This window comes from uncultured Sneathiella sp. (assembly GCF_963976355.1).
In the GTDB taxonomy this organism is placed as follows: domain Bacteria; phylum Pseudomonadota; class Alphaproteobacteria; order Sneathiellales; family Sneathiellaceae; genus Sneathiella.
Map to the genome: position 1 here is coordinate 195,099 of NZ_CAXBKA010000002.1, position 16,232 is coordinate 211,330.

The window sequence follows — 16,232 nt, forward strand, 5'->3', positions numbered from 1 at the left end:
AAAGTGGACTAATTTATTTGTGGGGACGGCGACGGCAATTTATGAATGAAGAAACGGAAAAGGCTTCTATACTGTGCATCCTACCCCAAGCTTCAGAGGCAGAATGAAAGCACTCCTGATCCCGGTCCTGTTTCTCGGCCTTGCCGCCTGCGCCAGCAATATGCAGCGCGCGGAGCAGATCAGCTGGCCGGACGATCCGGCGGAACGGCAGGTGGCGGAGCGTTACCTTGCGAAGGCGGAGGCGGGCGCGCCGGTGACAGCCCCGCCGCAACTCGAATTTACCTATCGCAATGTGGATGGGCGCCTGGTCGCCGATCATTTCGACTATCAGCTGGACCGGCTGGAGGCGGAAGAGATCGTAACCGCCTTTCGCACGAATGTGATCGGCAATTATGTCGATGAATTGCGGGCCGAGGCCTGCGCCGACCCGGAGGCGCGCTATCTGCTGGACCGGGGGTTCGACTTCGAATTCCTGATCACCCTCAAGGGCGGCAAGGGCGATAAAACGGCGCGCGAGAAGATGAACAAGGGCTTCTGCGTCGCCAGCGAGCTGCCGCTGGTGGACCGGGAGGCGGTGACCGGGCGGCACAACATGGTCCGTTACTGGCCGAACGGGGAGCGGGTGGACATCCGCCTGCTGGAGCAGCTGACCGGCACCTTCCGCCTGATCGCCGCCCGTCCGGAGCAACCGGAAATGATCGACCCGAACCTTGAGGTGACGGCAGTTGCGGCGGACGGGCTGATGCTGTCGATATTCCTGCGCCGGGAGCTGGAGAGCAATGTCGAGCGGAGTATATACTGGCAGCAGGGCGTCAAGGGCGAGCTTCTGTCGCTGAGCTGTACGAAACGCCAGCAGCTGGTCTCCATGACTATCGGCGGGATCTATTTCTATCAGCTTGAAATCATGTTCGACGACGGCATAATTGATGTGGCGCGCTATACGGTTAGCTATCCGGATTGTTTACGTTATAACAGGAAATAGGCACTATAATAGGCCAGCGCCGCCCGGCGGCGGCATCGTGAAGGACAGAGTACAATATGCAAATAGAAGCGACAGAAATTGCCGATGTGAAGATCCTGACCCCGAAGAAATTCGGCGATGACCGGGGCTTCTTTTCCGAGGTCTGGAACGCCCGGACACTGGAAGAGCTGGGCCTGGTCATGGATTTCGTGCAGGACAACCACGCCGCCAATGCGGAGGCGGGCGTCCTCCGGGGACTGCATTACCAGCTCGATCCGAGGGCGCAGGGCAAGCTGGTCCGCGTGACCCGCGGATCGATGATCGATGTGGCGGTGGATATCCGCGTCGGCTCCCCGACTTTCGGCCAGCATGTTACGGCGGAACTGTCGGCGGATAACTGGCGGCAGATCTGGGTTCCGGCGGGATTCGCCCATGGCTACTGTACGCTGGAGCCGGATACGGAAATCGTTTACAAGGTCACCGATTACTACAGCCCGGAGCATGATTGCGGCATTTTCTGGAACGATCCGGCCTTGAAGATTAATTGGCCGGTATCGGCGGATAAGGCGATTCTTTCAGAAAAAGATAAGATTTTGCCGTTATTAAAGGACCAGACGAGATTATTTGACTTTAAGGAAACCAGATGACTGTTTTTGTCACAGGCGGCGCCGGCTTTATCGGATCCGCCCTCGCGCGCGACCTGATCAACCAGGGCAAGGAAGATGTCGTGATCATCGACAAGCTGACCTATGCCGGATCCCTTGAGAGCCTGAAGCCGGTCAGCAACAGCCCGCGGTATCATTTTTCCCAGACCGATATCTGCGACCGGGAGGGGATCGGCTCCCTGTTCGCCAAATACAAGCCCCGCGCGGTCTATCACCTGGCGGCCGAATCCCATGTTGACCGGTCGATCGACGGTCCGGCCGATTTCGTCCAGACCAACCTTGTCGGCACCTTCACCATGCTGGACGCCGCCTATCAGTACTGGCGCGCGCTGGACAAGGCGGAGAAGGACGCGTTCCGCTTCCTGCATGTCTCGACAGACGAGGTTTATGGCGAGCTCGGGGCGGAGGGGCAGTTCTCCGAAACCAGCCCCTATGATCCGAATTCCCCCTATTCCGCGAGCAAGGCGGGCTCCGACCATCTCGCGCGGGCCTGGCACCGCACCTATGGCCTGCCGGTGCTGGTCACCAACTGTTCGAACAATTACGGACCCTACCAGTTCCCGGAGAAACTTCTGCCGGTGATCATCCTGAACTGCCTGCATGGCAAGGAGCTGCCGGTCTATGGCAAGGGTGAGAATATCCGCGACTGGCTCTATGTGGAGGACCATGCGACGGCGCTGCAGGATGTGGTCAGAAGCGGGAAGATCGGCGAGACCTACATGATCGGCGGCCGGGCCGAGCAGACGAACATCCATATGGTCCGCAGCATCTGCAAGATCATGGACCGCAAATATCCGGGCAAGGCCCCGCATGAGGACCTGATCCGCTATGTCACGGACCGGCCGGGCCATGATGCCCGCTATGCCGTCGACTGCTCCAAGATCGAGGCGGAACTCGGCTGGTCGCAGTCCCTCAATCTCGACACCGGCCTTGAGAAGACCGTCGACTGGTATCTCGACAATCTCGACTGGGTCAAGGCGGTCGCGGCGGACTATACGCAGGAACGGCTCGGGCTCGGGTCCAAGGGCTGATGAAAATACTGGTGACCGGTGCGAACGGGCAGGTGGGGCAGGCGCTCCAGTCCGCCGCGCCTTCTTATGACGCCGAGATCATTGCGCTGGACCGGCAGGCCCTCGATATTTCGGACCGTGCCGCCGTCAAGGCCGCGATCGAGGCGACCGCGCCCGATGTAGTGATCAACGCCGCCGCCTATACCGCGGTCGACAAGGCCGAGGACGATGTTGAGGCCGCCTTTGCCATCAATGCGATGGGGCCGGAAAATCTCGCGGCGTCCTGCGGCGACATTCCGTTTCTGCATATTTCAACGGATTTCGTCTTCGACGGCAGCAAGCCGGGCCCTTACGTCGAGGAGGACCCGATCGGCCCGCTCAGCGTTTATGGCAAGAGCAAGGCGGAGGGGGAGGCGCGCGTTGCTGCGGTCTCTCACAAACATATCATTCTCCGCACGGCCTGGGTTTTCGGCGGCGCGCAGAATTTCGTCAACACCATGCTCCGCCTTGGCGGGACCCATAAGGAGCTCAACATCGTTGACGACCAGAAAGGCGGGCCGACGGCGGCGGCGGATATTGCCGATGCGCTTTTGAAAATCGCAAGCCGGGTCGCGAAGGACGGCTTTACCGACTGGGGCATCTATCATTATTGCGGCGCCCCGGCGATCACCTGGTACGGTTTCGCCTGTGCGATTTTCGAAGGGCGGGAGACGCCCGTCCTCCATCCGATCCCGACGGAGCAGTATCCTGTCCCGGCGACGCGGCCAAAGAACTCCGTGCTGGGTTGCTGGAAAATAAAACGCGTCTTCGATATTGACCAGCCGGACTGGCGGCAGGCATTATCGCGCATTCTGGACAAGACATCATAGGCAGGAGGGGCCCGTGTCCCGGCAGGATTTTCGCTTCTTTCATCCCTTTCGCGTGCGCTATTCCGAGATTGACGGGCAGGGCGTCGTTTTCAACGCCCATTACCTGACCTATTTCGACACCACCATCACGGAGTTTTTCCGCCACCTCGGGTTCGATTATCAGGGCTATGTCAGGGAAACCGGGGAGGATTTCCACCTCGTCAAATCCCTCGTCCTCTATGAGAAGCCGATCCTGTTCGATGCCGAGATCGAGGTCGGCTGCCGGGTTTCAAAGATCGGCCGCACCTCAATTACCTTTGAGCTCGCCATCTTCGCCAAGGGGGAGGATACCCGCTACTGCACCGGCGAGATCGTCTGGGTCAACACCCACCAGACCACCCACAAAACCGCCCCCGTCAGCGACGATATCCGCAATATGTTCGCGGCTTTTGAAGGCTCTTCCCGGGCGGATGCGTAACCTTACGTGATATCCGTCGGGGTGTTGGTCAGGATATAGAGGCCGACGGCGATCAGCAGGAAGGGCAGGACTTTTGGTGCATAGCGGGCAAGCTGGATCCTGATTTTCTCATGGCCCACGATCTTTTGCGCGAACAGGGTGAGGAGGATCGCGGCGCAGATGACGCTCACCGCCATCCAGCCGATCAGGCCGGGCCGGGTATCGGAGAGGAGCGGGGCCAGCACGGCAATGGAATCCCAGCTATGGGTGAGCATGATCATGGTAATGGCGAGGACGCTGCCGCGTTTGGCACTGCCGATATCCTCCGTCTCCGCCGTGGCGTCCGGTCCGCCCCGTCGCAGCAGCCACAACTCATAAAGGCCGATGGCAATAGGGATCAGACCGATCCAGGGAACGATATGGGCGGGCAGCAGCTGCATTCCGTGGGCGAAGGCAACCGAGAGTCCGAGCATGATGAGCACGGCGAGCAGATAGCCCGCGCGGACTTTCGCGATCCCGTATTTCGGGTGCAGCGTGTAGGTGATCAGCAGGAACAGATTGTCCATGCTGGTCGAGACAAACGCCATGAAGCTCACCGAGAGGGCAATAAGAATGTCATGCATGCGCGTGCAGTCCGCCCGTTTCTAAATCCTTTTGCGCCGGATCACAGCTCTTCATTCTGGCCGATATGGAACAGGCAGTCGCCGCGGATGACCCGGGCGCCCTGCCGCTTGGCGAGGATGACGCCCTTGCCCTCGAAAAAGAGCTCGATCGGTTCGCGGCCCGGCGTCTCGGTGCGGTGGATGAGGGCGGCGGGCTGGCCTTCCGCGACATCCTCCCCGGGATCGGCAAGCGGCTCATACACTCCGGGTTCGGTCGCGAAAATGCTCGCCTCTTCCGAGAAGACGCGGCCTTTCGATGGCGCGGCTTCCGGTGCGCTGGTGATCACGCCGATACGATGGAGCGAGCGGAGCAGGCCATCGCCTGCCAGCTTTGGCAGTCCCTTCGAGACGGTGCCGCCACCGGCAAGCTCCGTCAGGATGCTGCAGACGCCCTTGCGAAACGCCGCGGCGGAGGAGAAACTACCGGCATCGCTGCGCTCGAAATAGAGGGTGTGCGGCAGGCTGAAGGCTTCCGCGATGTCGCGCTTCATGGCGAGATGCGGATCGTCGGAGGTGACCGAGAAAAGCAGCGTCGGTGTGTAGAACAGCGAACTGCCGCCCGAATGCAGGTCGAACAGGAAATCCGCGCGTTCCAGCAGCGTATGTTCGATATAATGGGCGATCTGCTGGGTCGGGGTGCCGGTATCGACACCGGGGAAGGAGCGGTTGAGGTTGCCGTGATCGATAGGCGAGGTGCGGAGCCCCGCCTCGGCCGCCGGGAAATTCGCCATCGGCAGGATAATCAGCTGCCCGCGGATTTGGTCCAGCGGCAGGGTGCGGATCAGGTTGGAGAGAATCACCTGTCCCTCATACTCATCGCCATGATTGCCCGCCATCAGCAGCACCGTCGGCCCGTCGCCGTTTTTCAGACTGGCAATCGGGATCGGGATATAGCCATAGGCGGAGCGATGGACGGAATGCAGCAGCTGGAGATATCCATGCTGGATACCGTCTTTATCGAAATCAATCTTGGTGGAAATAAGCGAGGACATGAAGAAAACACCTGTAGTGTGGGAGGACTTTCTCTCACTATATCGGGCAATGGGTCTGGACGCCATGAGAGATATGTCTCTATGCCGCGCCGCCGTCTCCTTTCGGCAAAAAAATAGCCCGCCAACGCGGGCGGGCTATCTTCCGTCAAGAGAGGGACGGGATTAGGCAGCTTTGTTTTCGATAAGCTTGTCCTTGTTGATCTCAATCGTCCGGGGTTTATGCTCCTCCGGAATTTCCCGAACGAGGTCAATATGCAGCAGGCCGTTTTCCATGGCTGCGCCGACAACCTTGATCGTTTCGGCAAGTTCGAAATTCTGTACGAAAGAGCGGGACGCAAGGCCGCGATGCAAATACTGCTGTCCTTCTGTCGCGTCCTTTTCCTCGACCGACTTGCCGGTCACCTTCAGCGAATTCTGCGTGGCGACAATCTCGATCTGATCTTCCTCGAACCCGGCAACCGCCATGGTGATGCGATAGTTATCGGCATCTTTGCGAACAATGTTGTAGGGCGGATAGCTGTTCTCGGCAGAGGCCCGTTCAAAACCGCGGAAAAGCTGCTCAATGCGGTCGAAACCGACGGTGGAACGCAAGAGAGGTGAAAAGTCATATGTACGCATTTTATATTCTCCTATGAAGCAATATATCTGCGGGTTCCCCAAACTGGGCCAAACCCTTGTTTTCAGGCCCTTAATCGGCGCCTGATGCCCCATATATGTGGCATTTCCCGACAGATTCAAGAGGGTCAAAGATGGAAAATTAACTTTTGAAGGCTAATTTTCTTTCAGTTGTATAAGGGATTTCCACCCAAGGAAGGGTGGCAAAGGGTAGTTGATGAGCGCGAGTGATAACGGCCGGGCGGTTGCCGGGTCTGAAACCATCTTTTTCACACGGACCTATGACGAGGCGCTGGACCTCGTGCGGGAGGCGCGAGCCTATCTCGCCGGTCGCGGCAAGGAAGATGTGCGCCATCTGCCGGTGGAGGCCAATTTCGGCTATGCGGCGGAATCGCTGCGGCTGACGACACGGCTGACCGAGGGGATGGCCTGGCTGCTTTATCAGCGCGCCCTGCAGGCTGGGGAAATCACCGCCGCCGAAGCGCAGAAGGAGGAATGCCACCTTCAGCATCTGGAGATTTGCCTGCCCGAGGAACCGGTGTGCGATCCGGCGATATTGCCCGAAGGGCTGCAATCGCTTCTGGATCGGAGCGAGCGGCTGTATCAGCGGCTTCTCCGCCTCGATCAGCAGGGGCAGGCGGCCTACCGCCGCGCCAATCCGTAACGGCGCATCCGGTCGCAAGCAAAGAAAAAGGCGCCGGGTGAGGCGCCTGATCCGATAACCCTTAACGGTCGTTGTCGTCGATCAGCTCGACTTGATGCCGAAGTTCGCGAAGCGTTTGTTGAACTTGGCTACCCGTCCGTCATCGCGCAAATGCTGCGCGCCGCCGGTCCAGGCCGGGTGGGTCTTGACGTCGATATCCAGCTTCAGGGTGTCCCCTTCCTTGCCGTAAGTCGAACGGGTTTCGAATGTCGATCCATCGGTCATTTCGACGGTGATCGTGTGGTAATCGGGATGTATATCTTTTTTCATGTCGGCTCACCCTTTTGGGGACGCTAAAATCTGTTCAGCGCGCCTTATATTAAAGCTTTGGGCCGATGGCAAGCAAAGATGTGATTTTTGGCATTTTTTCTTGCATTCCTGGCCGTGACCTTTACACCCTAGAGCACAAAGTATGACTTGATCGGACGAAACGCGTGACTGATTTAGGCGAGACAGACCGCACCGCGGAACAGGCAAAAAAATCGAAAAAAGTGGTAACGCGGCTATGGCAACTGTCGCGATTCGTCGCGCCCTACCGCTGGCGGGTCGTCGGGGCGCTGATCGCCCTGATTTTCGCGGCCGGTGCCACGCTGATGATCGGGCAGGCGATCCGGCTGCTGCTGGATAAGGGCTTTTCCGCCGGCTCCGCCAGCCTGGAGCCTTATTTCATCGGGCTGATGGGGGTTGTCGCCGTGCTCGCCTTCGCGACCTTCGGGCGCTACTATCTCGTCTCCTGGATCGGGGAGCGGGTGATCTCCGACATTCGCAAGGCCGTCTTCAATCACGTCCTCACCCTCAACCCCGCCTTTTTCGAGATTACCCGGACGGGGGAGGTGCTTTCGCGCCTGACCACGGATACGACCCTGATCCAGACGGTGATCGGCTCTTCCATCTCGGTCGCGCTTCGGAATTTCCTGCTGTTTCTGGGCGGTCTCGCGCTGCTTATCTACACGAGCCCGGCGCTTGCCGGAATGGTGCTGATCGTCGTGCCGCTGGTGCTGGTGCCGATCATCATCTTCGGCCGTATGGTGCGCAAGCTGAGCCGGACCAACCAGGACAGCATTGCCGCCGTCAGTTCCCGCGCCGACGAGACGTTGCGCGCCATCCAGACATCGCAGGCCTATACCCATGAGGCCCATGACCGCGTCCAGTTCGGCGAGGCGGTCGAGCTGAGCTTTCGCATTGCCGTCAAGCGGATACAGGCGCGGGCCTGGCTGACGGCGCTGGTGATCCTGCTCATTTTCGGCGCCATTGATTTCGTGCTCTGGAGCGGGGCGACGGCGGTCGTTGATGGCTCCATGTCGGCGGGCACGCTCGCCTCCTTCGTCTTCTATGCGGTGGTGGTCGCCGGGTCCATGGGATCGCTAAGCGAGGTCTGGGGCGATCTTCAGCGTGCCGCCGGGGCATCGGAGCGGCTCCTCGAAATCCTGGCGGAAGTGCCGACGGTGAAGGTTGCCGAGAACCCGACGCCGATCGGCGACAGCGTGACGCGCAATATCAAATTCGACGGGGTCAGCTTCCATTATCCCTCCCGCCCGGATACGGCGGCGCTCAACGGCATTGACCTCGAGGTTGCCAAGGGCGAGACGATTGCGCTGGTGGGGCCGAGCGGTGCCGGAAAGACCACGATGTTCCAGCTTCTCCTGCGCTTCTACGATCCGCAATCCGGCAAAATCACCATCGACGGCGTCAATATCGCCGATGTCGATCCGACGCGGCTGCGGGCGCTGATGGGGCTGGTGCCGCAGGATGCAGTGATCTTCGCCGATTCCGCCATGGAGAATATCCGCTATGGCCGCCCCGAGGCGAGCGATGCGGAAGTGCGCGCCGCCGCCGATGCCGCCGTCGCCACAGAGTTTATTGAGGCTATGCCCGAGGGCTTTCATACCGAGTTCGGCGAGCGCGGGGTCAAGCTGTCCGGCGGTCAGAAGCAGCGCATCGCCATTGCCCGCGCCATCCTGCGCGATCCGGATATCCTGCTGCTCGACGAGGCGACCTCCGCCCTCGATGCGGAGAGCGAGCGGATGGTGCAGATTGCGCTTGAGCATCTGATGGAGAACCGCACGACGCTGGTCATCGCCCACCGGCTGGCGACGGTGCTGAACGCCGACCGGATCATCGTGCTGGAGCATGGCCGAATCGTGACCCAGGGCACCCATGAAGAGCTGATGAAGGAAGGCGGGCTTTACGCCAAGCTGGCGAAGCTGCAGTTCAATACCGGGCGCGACGCCCTATCGGCGTAAGACCAGCGCCAGCGCGTCCGCAAGCTGGGCGCGGATCGTTTCCATGCTGAAATTCTCCACATAGTATTTCTCTGCGGCAAGGCCGCGCGCCGGTAAGTCGTGGCGATTTTCGGCAAGCTCCGCCACAGTTTCTGCGAGCGTATCTGGGTCGCCTTCCGGTATCTGCAGAAGGCCAGTGGTCTCGCCACCCGGATAGGCGGTCGAACGGCGGGTGATCACCGGGCGACCACAGGCCAGCGCCTGATAGACCTTGTTGGGGATGACCCGTTCCGCCTTGGCGCTTATCCCGAACACACCCAGCAGGATATCGGCCGCGTGAATGCGTGCCGGGAGCTGCTCATAGGGAAGATACCCTTCGAAGCGGATGGCGGGATGTCCCGCCGCCGCAGCCTCGCATGCCTCTTTCAGCGGGCCGTCGCCAAGCATTGTCCAGCGCACCTCCGTCCGGCAGCGTTTCGCCGCCTCGATAATGATCTCGGGTCCCTGCAGGCCGATGAAACTGCCGAAGAACAGCACTTCCAGCGGCGCGTCCGGCGATTTTTCCGTCATCGGTGCGGGCGTGAAAAGCCCTTCCTCCGCTCCGAGGGCGACCACCCGGACTTTCTCGGCGGGCATGTTCAGCGTCTTCCGGAAGAAGGTGGCGTGGCCCGCGGTATCGGCAAGGACAAGATCGGCGGCGGCGAAGAGTGCCCGCTCCTGTTTCAGGAGTTTTTGGGCAGATGCGCTTTCTTCCGGAAACTTCTGCCGCTCGAATACCTGCTTGTCGTAGGAAGAGATCATCGGATCGAAAAGGATCGGCACGCCGCGCCGCGCCGCCCATTTCGCGGCGGCCGCCATGTCGCGCTGACGAAAGGCGGGGAGCCAGAGCAGGTCCGGCTTCTTCACGCCCTTGAAGATGGCCTCCAGATGACCAAGCGAGCTGATCCTTGGGCGGAAATTCTCGATTTTCCAGCCGAGCCGGAGAAGCGCCTGACGGAGGATGCGGTTGCGGGAGTAGTCAGGATCTAAACGGCCCCACCAAAGTACGGTGCCCGCCGCTCCATCGCTCATTCGTCCAGTCCCAGACTGCCCAGCACGGCGGCGAGTGGCAGGTCGGCGAGGTCATCTTCGCGGAGCACGGTAACGTCCTGCCCGCGCGGGCGCGACATATGCGGATCGGACGCCTTCGAGAACAGCACCACCGTCTTGCAGCCGACGGCGGAGATCAGATGCAATGGCCCGGTGTCGTTCCCGACCGCGAGCGTCGCCCCGGCACCGAGCGCCGCGATATCGCCAAACTCGGTCCGGGATGAAAGATCGATGGCCGCCGGGCAATGCTCACGGATCGTCGCGATCGCCTCGGCCTCCGCCTTGCCGCCGACGAGCACCGGCGTAATGCCCTTGCTATCCAGATAAACCGCGAGCTCGGCAAAGCGGGCGGCGGGCCAGCGTTTTTCCGGCCGGTGGGCCGAGCCGCCCGGCACCAGCAGCGCATATTTCTCAGGCAGCTCGAAGCGCGAGATATCGGTCATCGCCCAGGTGAAATCGACCGGTGGCACGCTCTCGATCCCGACGACCTTCAACTGGTCGATATGCCGCTCGATCGTGTGGATCTTGGTGCGCAGCGGGCTGTCATGGGGATGGGAGCTGCCTTTCGCGATGCCGCACCATTCGGGCTTTCTGCGGCTCGGGAAAAAGCGGAAATAGCTGTTGGTCCGGGTCGAGGTCTGCAAATCATAAACCCGGTCGAAGCGGCCCCGGCGCAGCTTGCGGATCAGCGGGATGAGCTTGGATAATTGCCACAGCTTCGGGCGCTCATCGATCCAGACCTCATCGAACAGCCCGGATTTTTCAAGAAAGGCGGCGAAGGGGCGCGTGGTCAGGAGGACGATGCGCGCATCGCCATGATGGGCGCGGATGGCCTGAAACGGACCCTGCGCGAGGATCACATCGCCCATGGCGCCATGCTTGATGACAAGAATGTTCCGGCCTGTGCCCGCCACTTAGCGCTCCGTCAGTTTCAGCTCGATCCGCCGGTTGCGGAGATACCCGATTTCATCATCGCGGGAATCAATGGGCTGGAATTCACCAAAGCCGGTCGCGGCGAGGCGGTTCGGCGATACGCCCTGACTGATCAGGAATTTCGTGACCGAGACGGCGCGGGCGGTGGACAGCTCCCAGTTGGAGGGGAAGCGGGCCGTGCTGATCGGCTGCTTGTCCGTATGGCCGTCGACGCGGAGGATCCAATCGATATCGTCTGGAATATCGCGGGCGATTTCAAGCAGGGTTTCGGCGAATTTGGCCATGTCCTGCTTGCCGTCGGGGCCGAGTTCCGCGCTGCCCGCATCGAACAGAACTTCCGACTGGAAGACAAAGCGGTCGCCGACAACGCTGATCCCGGGACGGTTCCGGAGCACTTCGCGCAGCTTGCCGAAAAACTCGGAGCGGTATTGCTGCAGTTCCTGCACCTTGGCGGCCAGCGCCTGATTGAGCCGCTTGCCAAGGTCGGCGATCTGGGCTTTCTGCTCGGCGTCCTTGGCTTCGCTCGCATCCAGCAGCTGGTTCAGTTTGGCCAGCTCGTTGCGGAGCGCGTTGATCTGGGTATTGAGCGCAGCCACCTGCGAGCGGGCGGCTGCCGACAGTTCTTCTTCTTCCTCCAGCTTGTCCTGGGTCTGCAGATAGAGGGTCTGCAGCTCGGCGAGGCGGATTTCCCGCGCCTCGATCTCCTCCTGGGCGAGGTTGGTGCGTTCCTGCTCATCGGCGATGCGCGCTTCCAACTCCTTGCTGCGATCACGGAGATTGCCGATTTCGCTGTCCTTATCCTCGATGGTCGCGGCGAGCTTGCCGACTTCCTCTTCGAGGTTTTTGCGGGTTTCCTCCAGCGTGGCGATATCGCGCCGCAGGCTTTCAAGTTCGGCAAGGCTGGCTTTCAGGCTTTCCTCGCTGACATCGAGTTTCTCCTCGCTGGCGCTCAGTTTTTCCTCTATCTCGGCGGTTTTCTCTTTTTCTTCGCGGAGGAGGACCGTCAGCCGGTCGCGGTCTTCCTCGGCGGAGAGGGCGCGGCTGGTGAGGGTGTCGAGCTGGATGATGACGCTGTCACGCTCTTCCTCAAGCCGGGTCATATCGATGGTGAGCTGGCTGATCTGGTTTTCCAGATTGGCGCTGGTCCGCCGTTCGATCGCCAGAAGGTCGGCGAGTTCATTGACCTGCTGGTTCAGCTTTTCAAGCGCAGCGTCGCGTCCCGACAGGGCCTGCGAGAGGAAGAACTGCGCCAGCACGAACACCACCAACAGGAAGATGATCACCAGCAGCAGCGTGGTTAGCGCATCGACAAAACCGGGCCAAATCTCGTATGGGGCGCGTTGTCCGCGGCGTCTACGAGCCATAACTTACTCCGTTCCGGGCACTGGGCATTACCTCACCCACGGCGGCTTTCTTCCGCAATAGCGGCAATTGTGCGGGTCAACAGCTTGATATCGCTGCGGATTTCCTGAACCACATGGTCGCGGCCATCGGCGCTTTCCTCCAGCAGGCGGACCATATGCACATCCAGGTTCCGAAGATGGTTGCGGCTCGCCTGATCGAGGCCGGCGGTCTCCCCGGATTTTGCGATCCGTTCCAGAACCGGTTTCAGTTCCGTCTGGTTTTCCGCAAGCCGGACCATCAGGTCCTGCTCCGTGCGCATCTGGTCGGTCAGCGCCGCGAGGCGCTCGCTCAGGCTGATCAGGGAATTCTCAGCTGATCCGCGCTTGTCCTCATTGCGGGCGAGAGTGCGCTGCAGATTGTTGAGGCTCTCGCCCGTCTGCTCCAGCAGGGCATGGACATAGGCAGGCACGCTCTGATCGCCGTCGCTGACGATCGACGAGCCGGAGCTGGTGAAGCGGGTGATGGAGGTCAGCCATTCTTCCAGATCGGTGTAAAAGCGGTTCTGCGCCTGTCCTGCCTGCATATCGAGAAAGCCGAGGATAAGGGAGCCCGACAGACCGAAGAGGGAGGAGGAAAAGGCCACGGCCATGCCCGACAGCGGCTTTTCAAGGCCGAGCTTGAGCTCATCGAAAATGCGGGCGAAATCGCCGCCGCCGCCGACATTGAGGGTCGAGATGGCGCCGCCGACGGAATCGACCGTCTCCAGCAATCCCCAGAAGGTGCCGAGCAGGCCGAGAAAGACGAGCACATTGATCAGGTAGCGGGAGATATCCCGCCCTTCATCAAGGCGGGCGCTGACGCTATCGAGCAGGGTGTTCATTGTCATGGCGCTCAGCCGGACAGGGCCCTTGCTGTCATGGATAATGGTCGCCAGCGGCGCCAGCAGGCGTGGCGGCCGGGCGGTCGGCTGGGTCGATTCCAGCCGGCGCAGTGTGTGCGTCCAGTTGACCTCGCCCGAGAGCATGAAGACCTGCCGGAAAATAAAGGCAATCCCGAACAGCAAGACAAAAATGATCAGGCCGTTCAACAGCGGATTGGCGAAAAAGGCCGTCTGTATCTGCGGATAGAGGAAGGCGGTTATGGCGATGGCGATGGCGATAAAGATGGCCATGCGGATAAGGTAACGGCGCGGTTTCTTGATATTGGGTGTGCCCGCCAGGTTATGGGTTTCGACATTCGAATATGTTGTCATGGTCACCGTGTAATCAAAAGGAGGTCAACGCGATCCGACGGGCCGTCGCCTTCCGGCTCGCCAAGGGCCCGGACTTCAATTTTCTTGTTGTCCACGCCGAGGGTCATCAGTTCCGAGCGTACCGCCAGCGCCCGACTGAGGGAAAGACGCCGCGCGGCGCTGACATTACTGCCGCTGCCATAGGCGAGAAGCTGGACATTCTGCCGCTCCCCGTTGATGACCTGATCGGCAATGGATTGCAGGCTGGCCTGCGCCGCGTCCGGCAGTTCCATCTCCCCCTCGGCGAAGAGGATGCGGGTGAGGTTATTCTGGTCGTCCGTTGCTTTGGCAAGTGCCTTGCTGGCGGGTGGACCGGCGTCGGGCGTAATCGCGGCCAGCTGGATTTCCTTCGCCGCTTCCTCTTCCGACTGAACGGCGGGTTCTGTTTCGGCAGTGGCATCAGTCTCCGCAGCCTTTTCCGTCTCGGCGGGGGCCTGCGGCGCTTCGGCGCTTTTCGTCACTTTTTCCGCAGCCTCTTTCGCGGCTTCCGATTTCAAATTTTCGACAATCTCGGGTGTCGGGATCGGTACAGTGTCCATCTTGACCACGGGGGTGGAGACATCCTCGAATTTCGCCTCCTCCGTTGCGGCGGGGAGCTTCGCCGGATTGATCGGCGGCACCGGAACGGGCGGCGCTTCGGCGACCTCGGTCTCCGGCAGGGTGAGGGAGGGTTTGGTCAGCGGGGTAACGATCTTCTCGGGCGGCGTTTCCGGCTTTTTCGGGCGCAGCGACGGCGGCGTCAGGGTGATTACCGTATTCCCGTCGATGATCCGGGTCGGGGCGCGACTGCTCGATCCTGCCGGTTGCAGCACCGTCATATTCACTTCGACCAGCGGCCGCGTGGCATTGCCCGTATCGGCCAGGGCGAGGGGGATGGCTGTGATTACCAGTGGAAGGGCCAGCGCATAGGGCGCGAGCAGGGTCAGGGGACAGGCCGTTGCTCGTGATTTTTTCATCGGCTCCCTCCCTTGCGTGACTGCGTTACCATGGCGTTTCCATCCTGCGTGCATTGCTGCCCCGTTATCCGAACCTGATCCCGGAAAATGTCAACTTTTGGGCAGACAGGCGATTGCATAGCACAATAACTTAGCCGGTGCACGGCGACAATCGTTTAGTTTTATGAAAGTATTTGGCGATATTGTCCTATTTCCATAAGCTGAAAGCGGGCGGCAATCATGTCTCGGCTGAAGGAGGGTGGTAACGATGAAGCTTGATACAATAGCCTTGATGCTGGTGATCTTTGGCGGTGGGATCTATCTTTTGTTCCTGCTTTTCGCCGGGGCGATGGCCCCCTTTCCGTTCGGCCTCGTCCTTCTGATCGTCCTGGGCGCGCTCGGCTTCCTGCTGTTCCGGGTGCTGTGGCAGCACAAGACCAATGCCGAAGACAGATATTACGAGGAGAATGTCGACAAATGAGAGCGGACATCATTGTAACGACCACCGATGAGATCAAGGGCCACGAGATTACCGAGGTGATCGGCCTCGTGCGAGGGAATGTCATCCGCGCCAAGCATATCGGCACCGACATCATCGCTGCCCTTCGCAACCTGGTGGGCGGGGAAGTCAGGGAATATACCAAGCTGATGGCGGAAGCGCGGGAGCAGGCGACGGACCGCATGATCTCGGACGCCCGGCTGAAGGGCGCGGATGCCATTGTCGGGATGCGCTTCACCACCTCGATGGTGATGGCCGGTTCCGCCGAGATCCTCGCCTTCGGAACCGCCGTCCGGCTGAAGCAGAAATAAGGAACGGAGCCCGTCAGGCCTTCCGGGTCAGGAACTGCTGAAAACTGAGGCCCATCCGGACACTGAAATAGAGCCAGGTTGTCGCCCCCAGAAACTTGAAGCCTTCTTCCACGACCTGACTGTGGGAATATCGAACGGGTATATCCAGCTGGATAAGATCCGTCAGGATCGATAATGCGAGAAAGGTACCCGCCAGCAGGAAGGGAAACCCGTCAATCTTGACGATCTGCCTGTAATGGCGCGCCAACAGCGCCAGCGCCAGAACCGCATAGGTGGCATATAATATATATTCGTGAATGAACCGGTCATGGATCAGGAAGAAATCATCTACGGCAAGGGCCAGCGAGAGCGTTCCGACCATCAGGGTGAGCTCCCGGCGGCGGGCAGCCCCCGGCGCGCCGACATTTATCGCGCTGAAGAAGCAAATCGCCGCCGCGGACACCCATGCCCAGTTGCCGATGTTGGACAGGAAGCCGAGAAAGCTCGATGTTTCCGTCTGCTGCGCCGGATCCCTCAATATCTGGATAAGATCAAAGCCTGCCGATTTCATGACGAGGACAGAAATGATATAGAACAGTCCCGCCGGAATACAGGCAAAGACAATGCAGCGAAATATATTCCCCCAGGTGAAGACAGCTTTAATCAGATTTACAAAATACACAAAACTTCCTAATTGGCAGACAAACAAACGTGAA

General features: G+C 60.2%; 19 protein-coding genes. 9 read left to right on the top strand and 10 right to left on the bottom strand.

Annotation, left to right across the window (positions count from 1 at the left end; genetic code table 11):
- Positions 1–103: 103 nt before the first annotated feature.
- Genes AAC599_RS04635 through AAC599_RS04655 form a run of 5 tightly spaced genes read left to right on the top strand, consistent with a single transcriptional unit; the run spans position 104 to position 3,962 of the window.
- A complete protein-coding gene (locus tag AAC599_RS04635) occupies positions 104–982 on the top strand; it encodes a hypothetical protein (RefSeq protein WP_340149235.1) in 879 nt (292 codons plus the stop codon).
- 56 nt (positions 983–1,038) lie between these two features.
- Positions 1,039–1,608, top strand: a complete 570-nt coding sequence (gene rfbC / locus AAC599_RS04640; protein WP_340149236.1) for a dTDP-4-dehydrorhamnose 3,5-epimerase — start codon at positions 1,039–1,041, stop codon at positions 1,606–1,608.
- On the top strand, positions 1,605–2,657 hold the full coding sequence (gene rfbB / locus AAC599_RS04645) for a dTDP-glucose 4,6-dehydratase (protein WP_340149237.1): 1,053 nt from the start codon (positions 1,605–1,607) through the stop codon (positions 2,655–2,657). The genes rfbC and rfbB overlap by 4 nt, the downstream gene beginning before the upstream one ends.
- Positions 2,657–3,505 (top strand): dTDP-4-dehydrorhamnose reductase, encoded by an 849-nt coding sequence (gene rfbD, locus AAC599_RS04650; protein WP_340149238.1) that lies wholly within the window; start codon positions 2,657–2,659, stop codon positions 3,503–3,505. Before rfbB ends, rfbD begins: the two co-directional genes overlap by 1 nt.
- Before the next feature lie 13 nt (positions 3,506–3,518).
- On the top strand, positions 3,519–3,962 hold the full coding sequence (locus AAC599_RS04655; RefSeq protein ID WP_340149239.1) for a thioesterase family protein: 444 nt from the start codon (positions 3,519–3,521) through the stop codon (positions 3,960–3,962).
- Between the two features lie 2 nt (positions 3,963–3,964).
- Here AAC599_RS04655 and AAC599_RS04660 read toward each other — a convergent pair whose 3' ends face one another.
- The 3 genes from AAC599_RS04660 to AAC599_RS04670 all read right to left on the bottom strand — a co-directional run bounded on the left by AAC599_RS04660 (position 3,965) and on the right by AAC599_RS04670 (position 6,213).
- Entirely contained in the window at positions 3,965–4,564 is a 600-nt protein-coding gene (locus tag AAC599_RS04660; RefSeq protein ID WP_340149240.1) for a cadmium resistance transporter, read from the bottom strand.
- Positions 4,565–4,605: 41 nt separating this feature from the next.
- Positions 4,606–5,595 carry a succinylglutamate desuccinylase/aspartoacylase family protein gene (locus AAC599_RS04665; protein ID WP_340149241.1) on the bottom strand — a complete coding sequence of 330 codons (990 nt, stop codon included), beginning with the start codon at positions 5,593–5,595 and terminating at the stop codon, positions 4,606–4,608.
- A gap of 162 nt (positions 5,596–5,757) precedes the next feature.
- Positions 5,758–6,213, bottom strand: a complete 456-nt coding sequence (locus tag AAC599_RS04670; RefSeq protein WP_340149242.1) for an Hsp20 family protein — start codon at positions 6,211–6,213, stop codon at positions 5,758–5,760.
- Positions 6,214–6,427: 214 nt separating this feature from the next.
- Here AAC599_RS04670 and AAC599_RS04675 point away from each other — a divergent pair, with 214 nt between their 5' ends.
- On the top strand, positions 6,428–6,874 hold the full coding sequence (locus AAC599_RS04675; protein WP_340149243.1) for a DUF1465 family protein: 447 nt from the start codon (positions 6,428–6,430) through the stop codon (positions 6,872–6,874).
- An 81-nt stretch (positions 6,875–6,955) separates the two neighbouring features.
- Here the strand turns inward: AAC599_RS04675 and rpmE are convergent, their stop codons facing one another.
- Positions 6,956–7,183 (bottom strand): 50S ribosomal protein L31, encoded by a 228-nt coding sequence (rpmE, locus tag AAC599_RS04680; protein ID WP_340149244.1) that lies wholly within the window; start codon positions 7,181–7,183, stop codon positions 6,956–6,958.
- A 164-nt stretch (positions 7,184–7,347) separates the two neighbouring features.
- Here rpmE and AAC599_RS04685 point away from each other — a divergent pair, with 164 nt between their 5' ends.
- Positions 7,348–9,156 carry an ABC transporter transmembrane domain-containing protein gene (locus AAC599_RS04685; RefSeq protein WP_340149245.1) on the top strand — a complete coding sequence of 603 codons (1,809 nt, stop codon included), beginning with the start codon at positions 7,348–7,350 and terminating at the stop codon, positions 9,154–9,156.
- Here AAC599_RS04685 and AAC599_RS04690 read toward each other — a convergent pair.
- Genes AAC599_RS04690 through AAC599_RS04710 form a run of 5 tightly spaced genes read right to left on the bottom strand, consistent with a single transcriptional unit; the run spans position 9,145 to position 14,748 of the window.
- Complete coding sequence (locus AAC599_RS04690) at positions 9,145–10,206, bottom strand: glycosyltransferase (RefSeq protein WP_340149246.1); 1,062 nt, start codon at positions 10,204–10,206, stop codon at positions 9,145–9,147. The two genes, AAC599_RS04685 and AAC599_RS04690, sit on opposite strands and share 12 nt — an antisense overlap.
- Positions 10,203–11,138: a glycosyltransferase family 9 protein gene (locus tag AAC599_RS04695; RefSeq protein WP_340149247.1), complete on the bottom strand. Its 936-nt coding sequence runs from the start codon at positions 11,136–11,138 to the stop codon at positions 10,203–10,205. The genes AAC599_RS04690 and AAC599_RS04695 overlap by 4 nt, the downstream gene beginning before the upstream one ends.
- Positions 11,139–12,521, bottom strand: a complete 1,383-nt coding sequence (locus AAC599_RS04700; protein ID WP_340149248.1) for a peptidoglycan -binding protein — start codon at positions 12,519–12,521, stop codon at positions 11,139–11,141. It lies immediately after the preceding gene.
- A 32-nt stretch (positions 12,522–12,553) separates the two neighbouring features.
- The gene (locus tag AAC599_RS04705; RefSeq protein WP_340149249.1) at positions 12,554–13,753 is read right to left on the bottom strand and encodes a hypothetical protein; all 1,200 of its coding nucleotides are present in this window, start codon (positions 13,751–13,753) and stop codon (positions 12,554–12,556) included.
- A 2-nt stretch (positions 13,754–13,755) separates the two neighbouring features.
- On the bottom strand, positions 13,756–14,748 hold the full coding sequence (locus AAC599_RS04710; RefSeq protein WP_340149250.1) for an OmpA family protein: 993 nt from the start codon (positions 14,746–14,748) through the stop codon (positions 13,756–13,758).
- 247 nt (positions 14,749–14,995) lie between these two features.
- Between AAC599_RS04710 and AAC599_RS04715 the strand changes: the two genes are divergently transcribed.
- Both AAC599_RS04715 and AAC599_RS04720 read left to right on the top strand, forming a co-directional pair.
- A complete protein-coding gene (locus AAC599_RS04715) occupies positions 14,996–15,208 on the top strand; it encodes a hypothetical protein (RefSeq protein ID WP_340149251.1) in 213 nt (70 codons plus the stop codon).
- Positions 15,205–15,537 carry a YbjQ family protein gene (locus AAC599_RS04720; protein WP_340149252.1) on the top strand — a complete coding sequence of 111 codons (333 nt, stop codon included), beginning with the start codon at positions 15,205–15,207 and terminating at the stop codon, positions 15,535–15,537. Before AAC599_RS04715 ends, AAC599_RS04720 begins: the two co-directional genes overlap by 4 nt.
- Before the next feature lie 13 nt (positions 15,538–15,550).
- Here the strand turns inward: AAC599_RS04720 and AAC599_RS04725 are convergent, their stop codons facing one another.
- Complete coding sequence (locus AAC599_RS04725; protein WP_340149253.1) at positions 15,551–16,198, bottom strand: hypothetical protein; 648 nt, start codon at positions 16,196–16,198, stop codon at positions 15,551–15,553.
- Positions 16,199–16,232 lie beyond the last annotated feature (34 nt).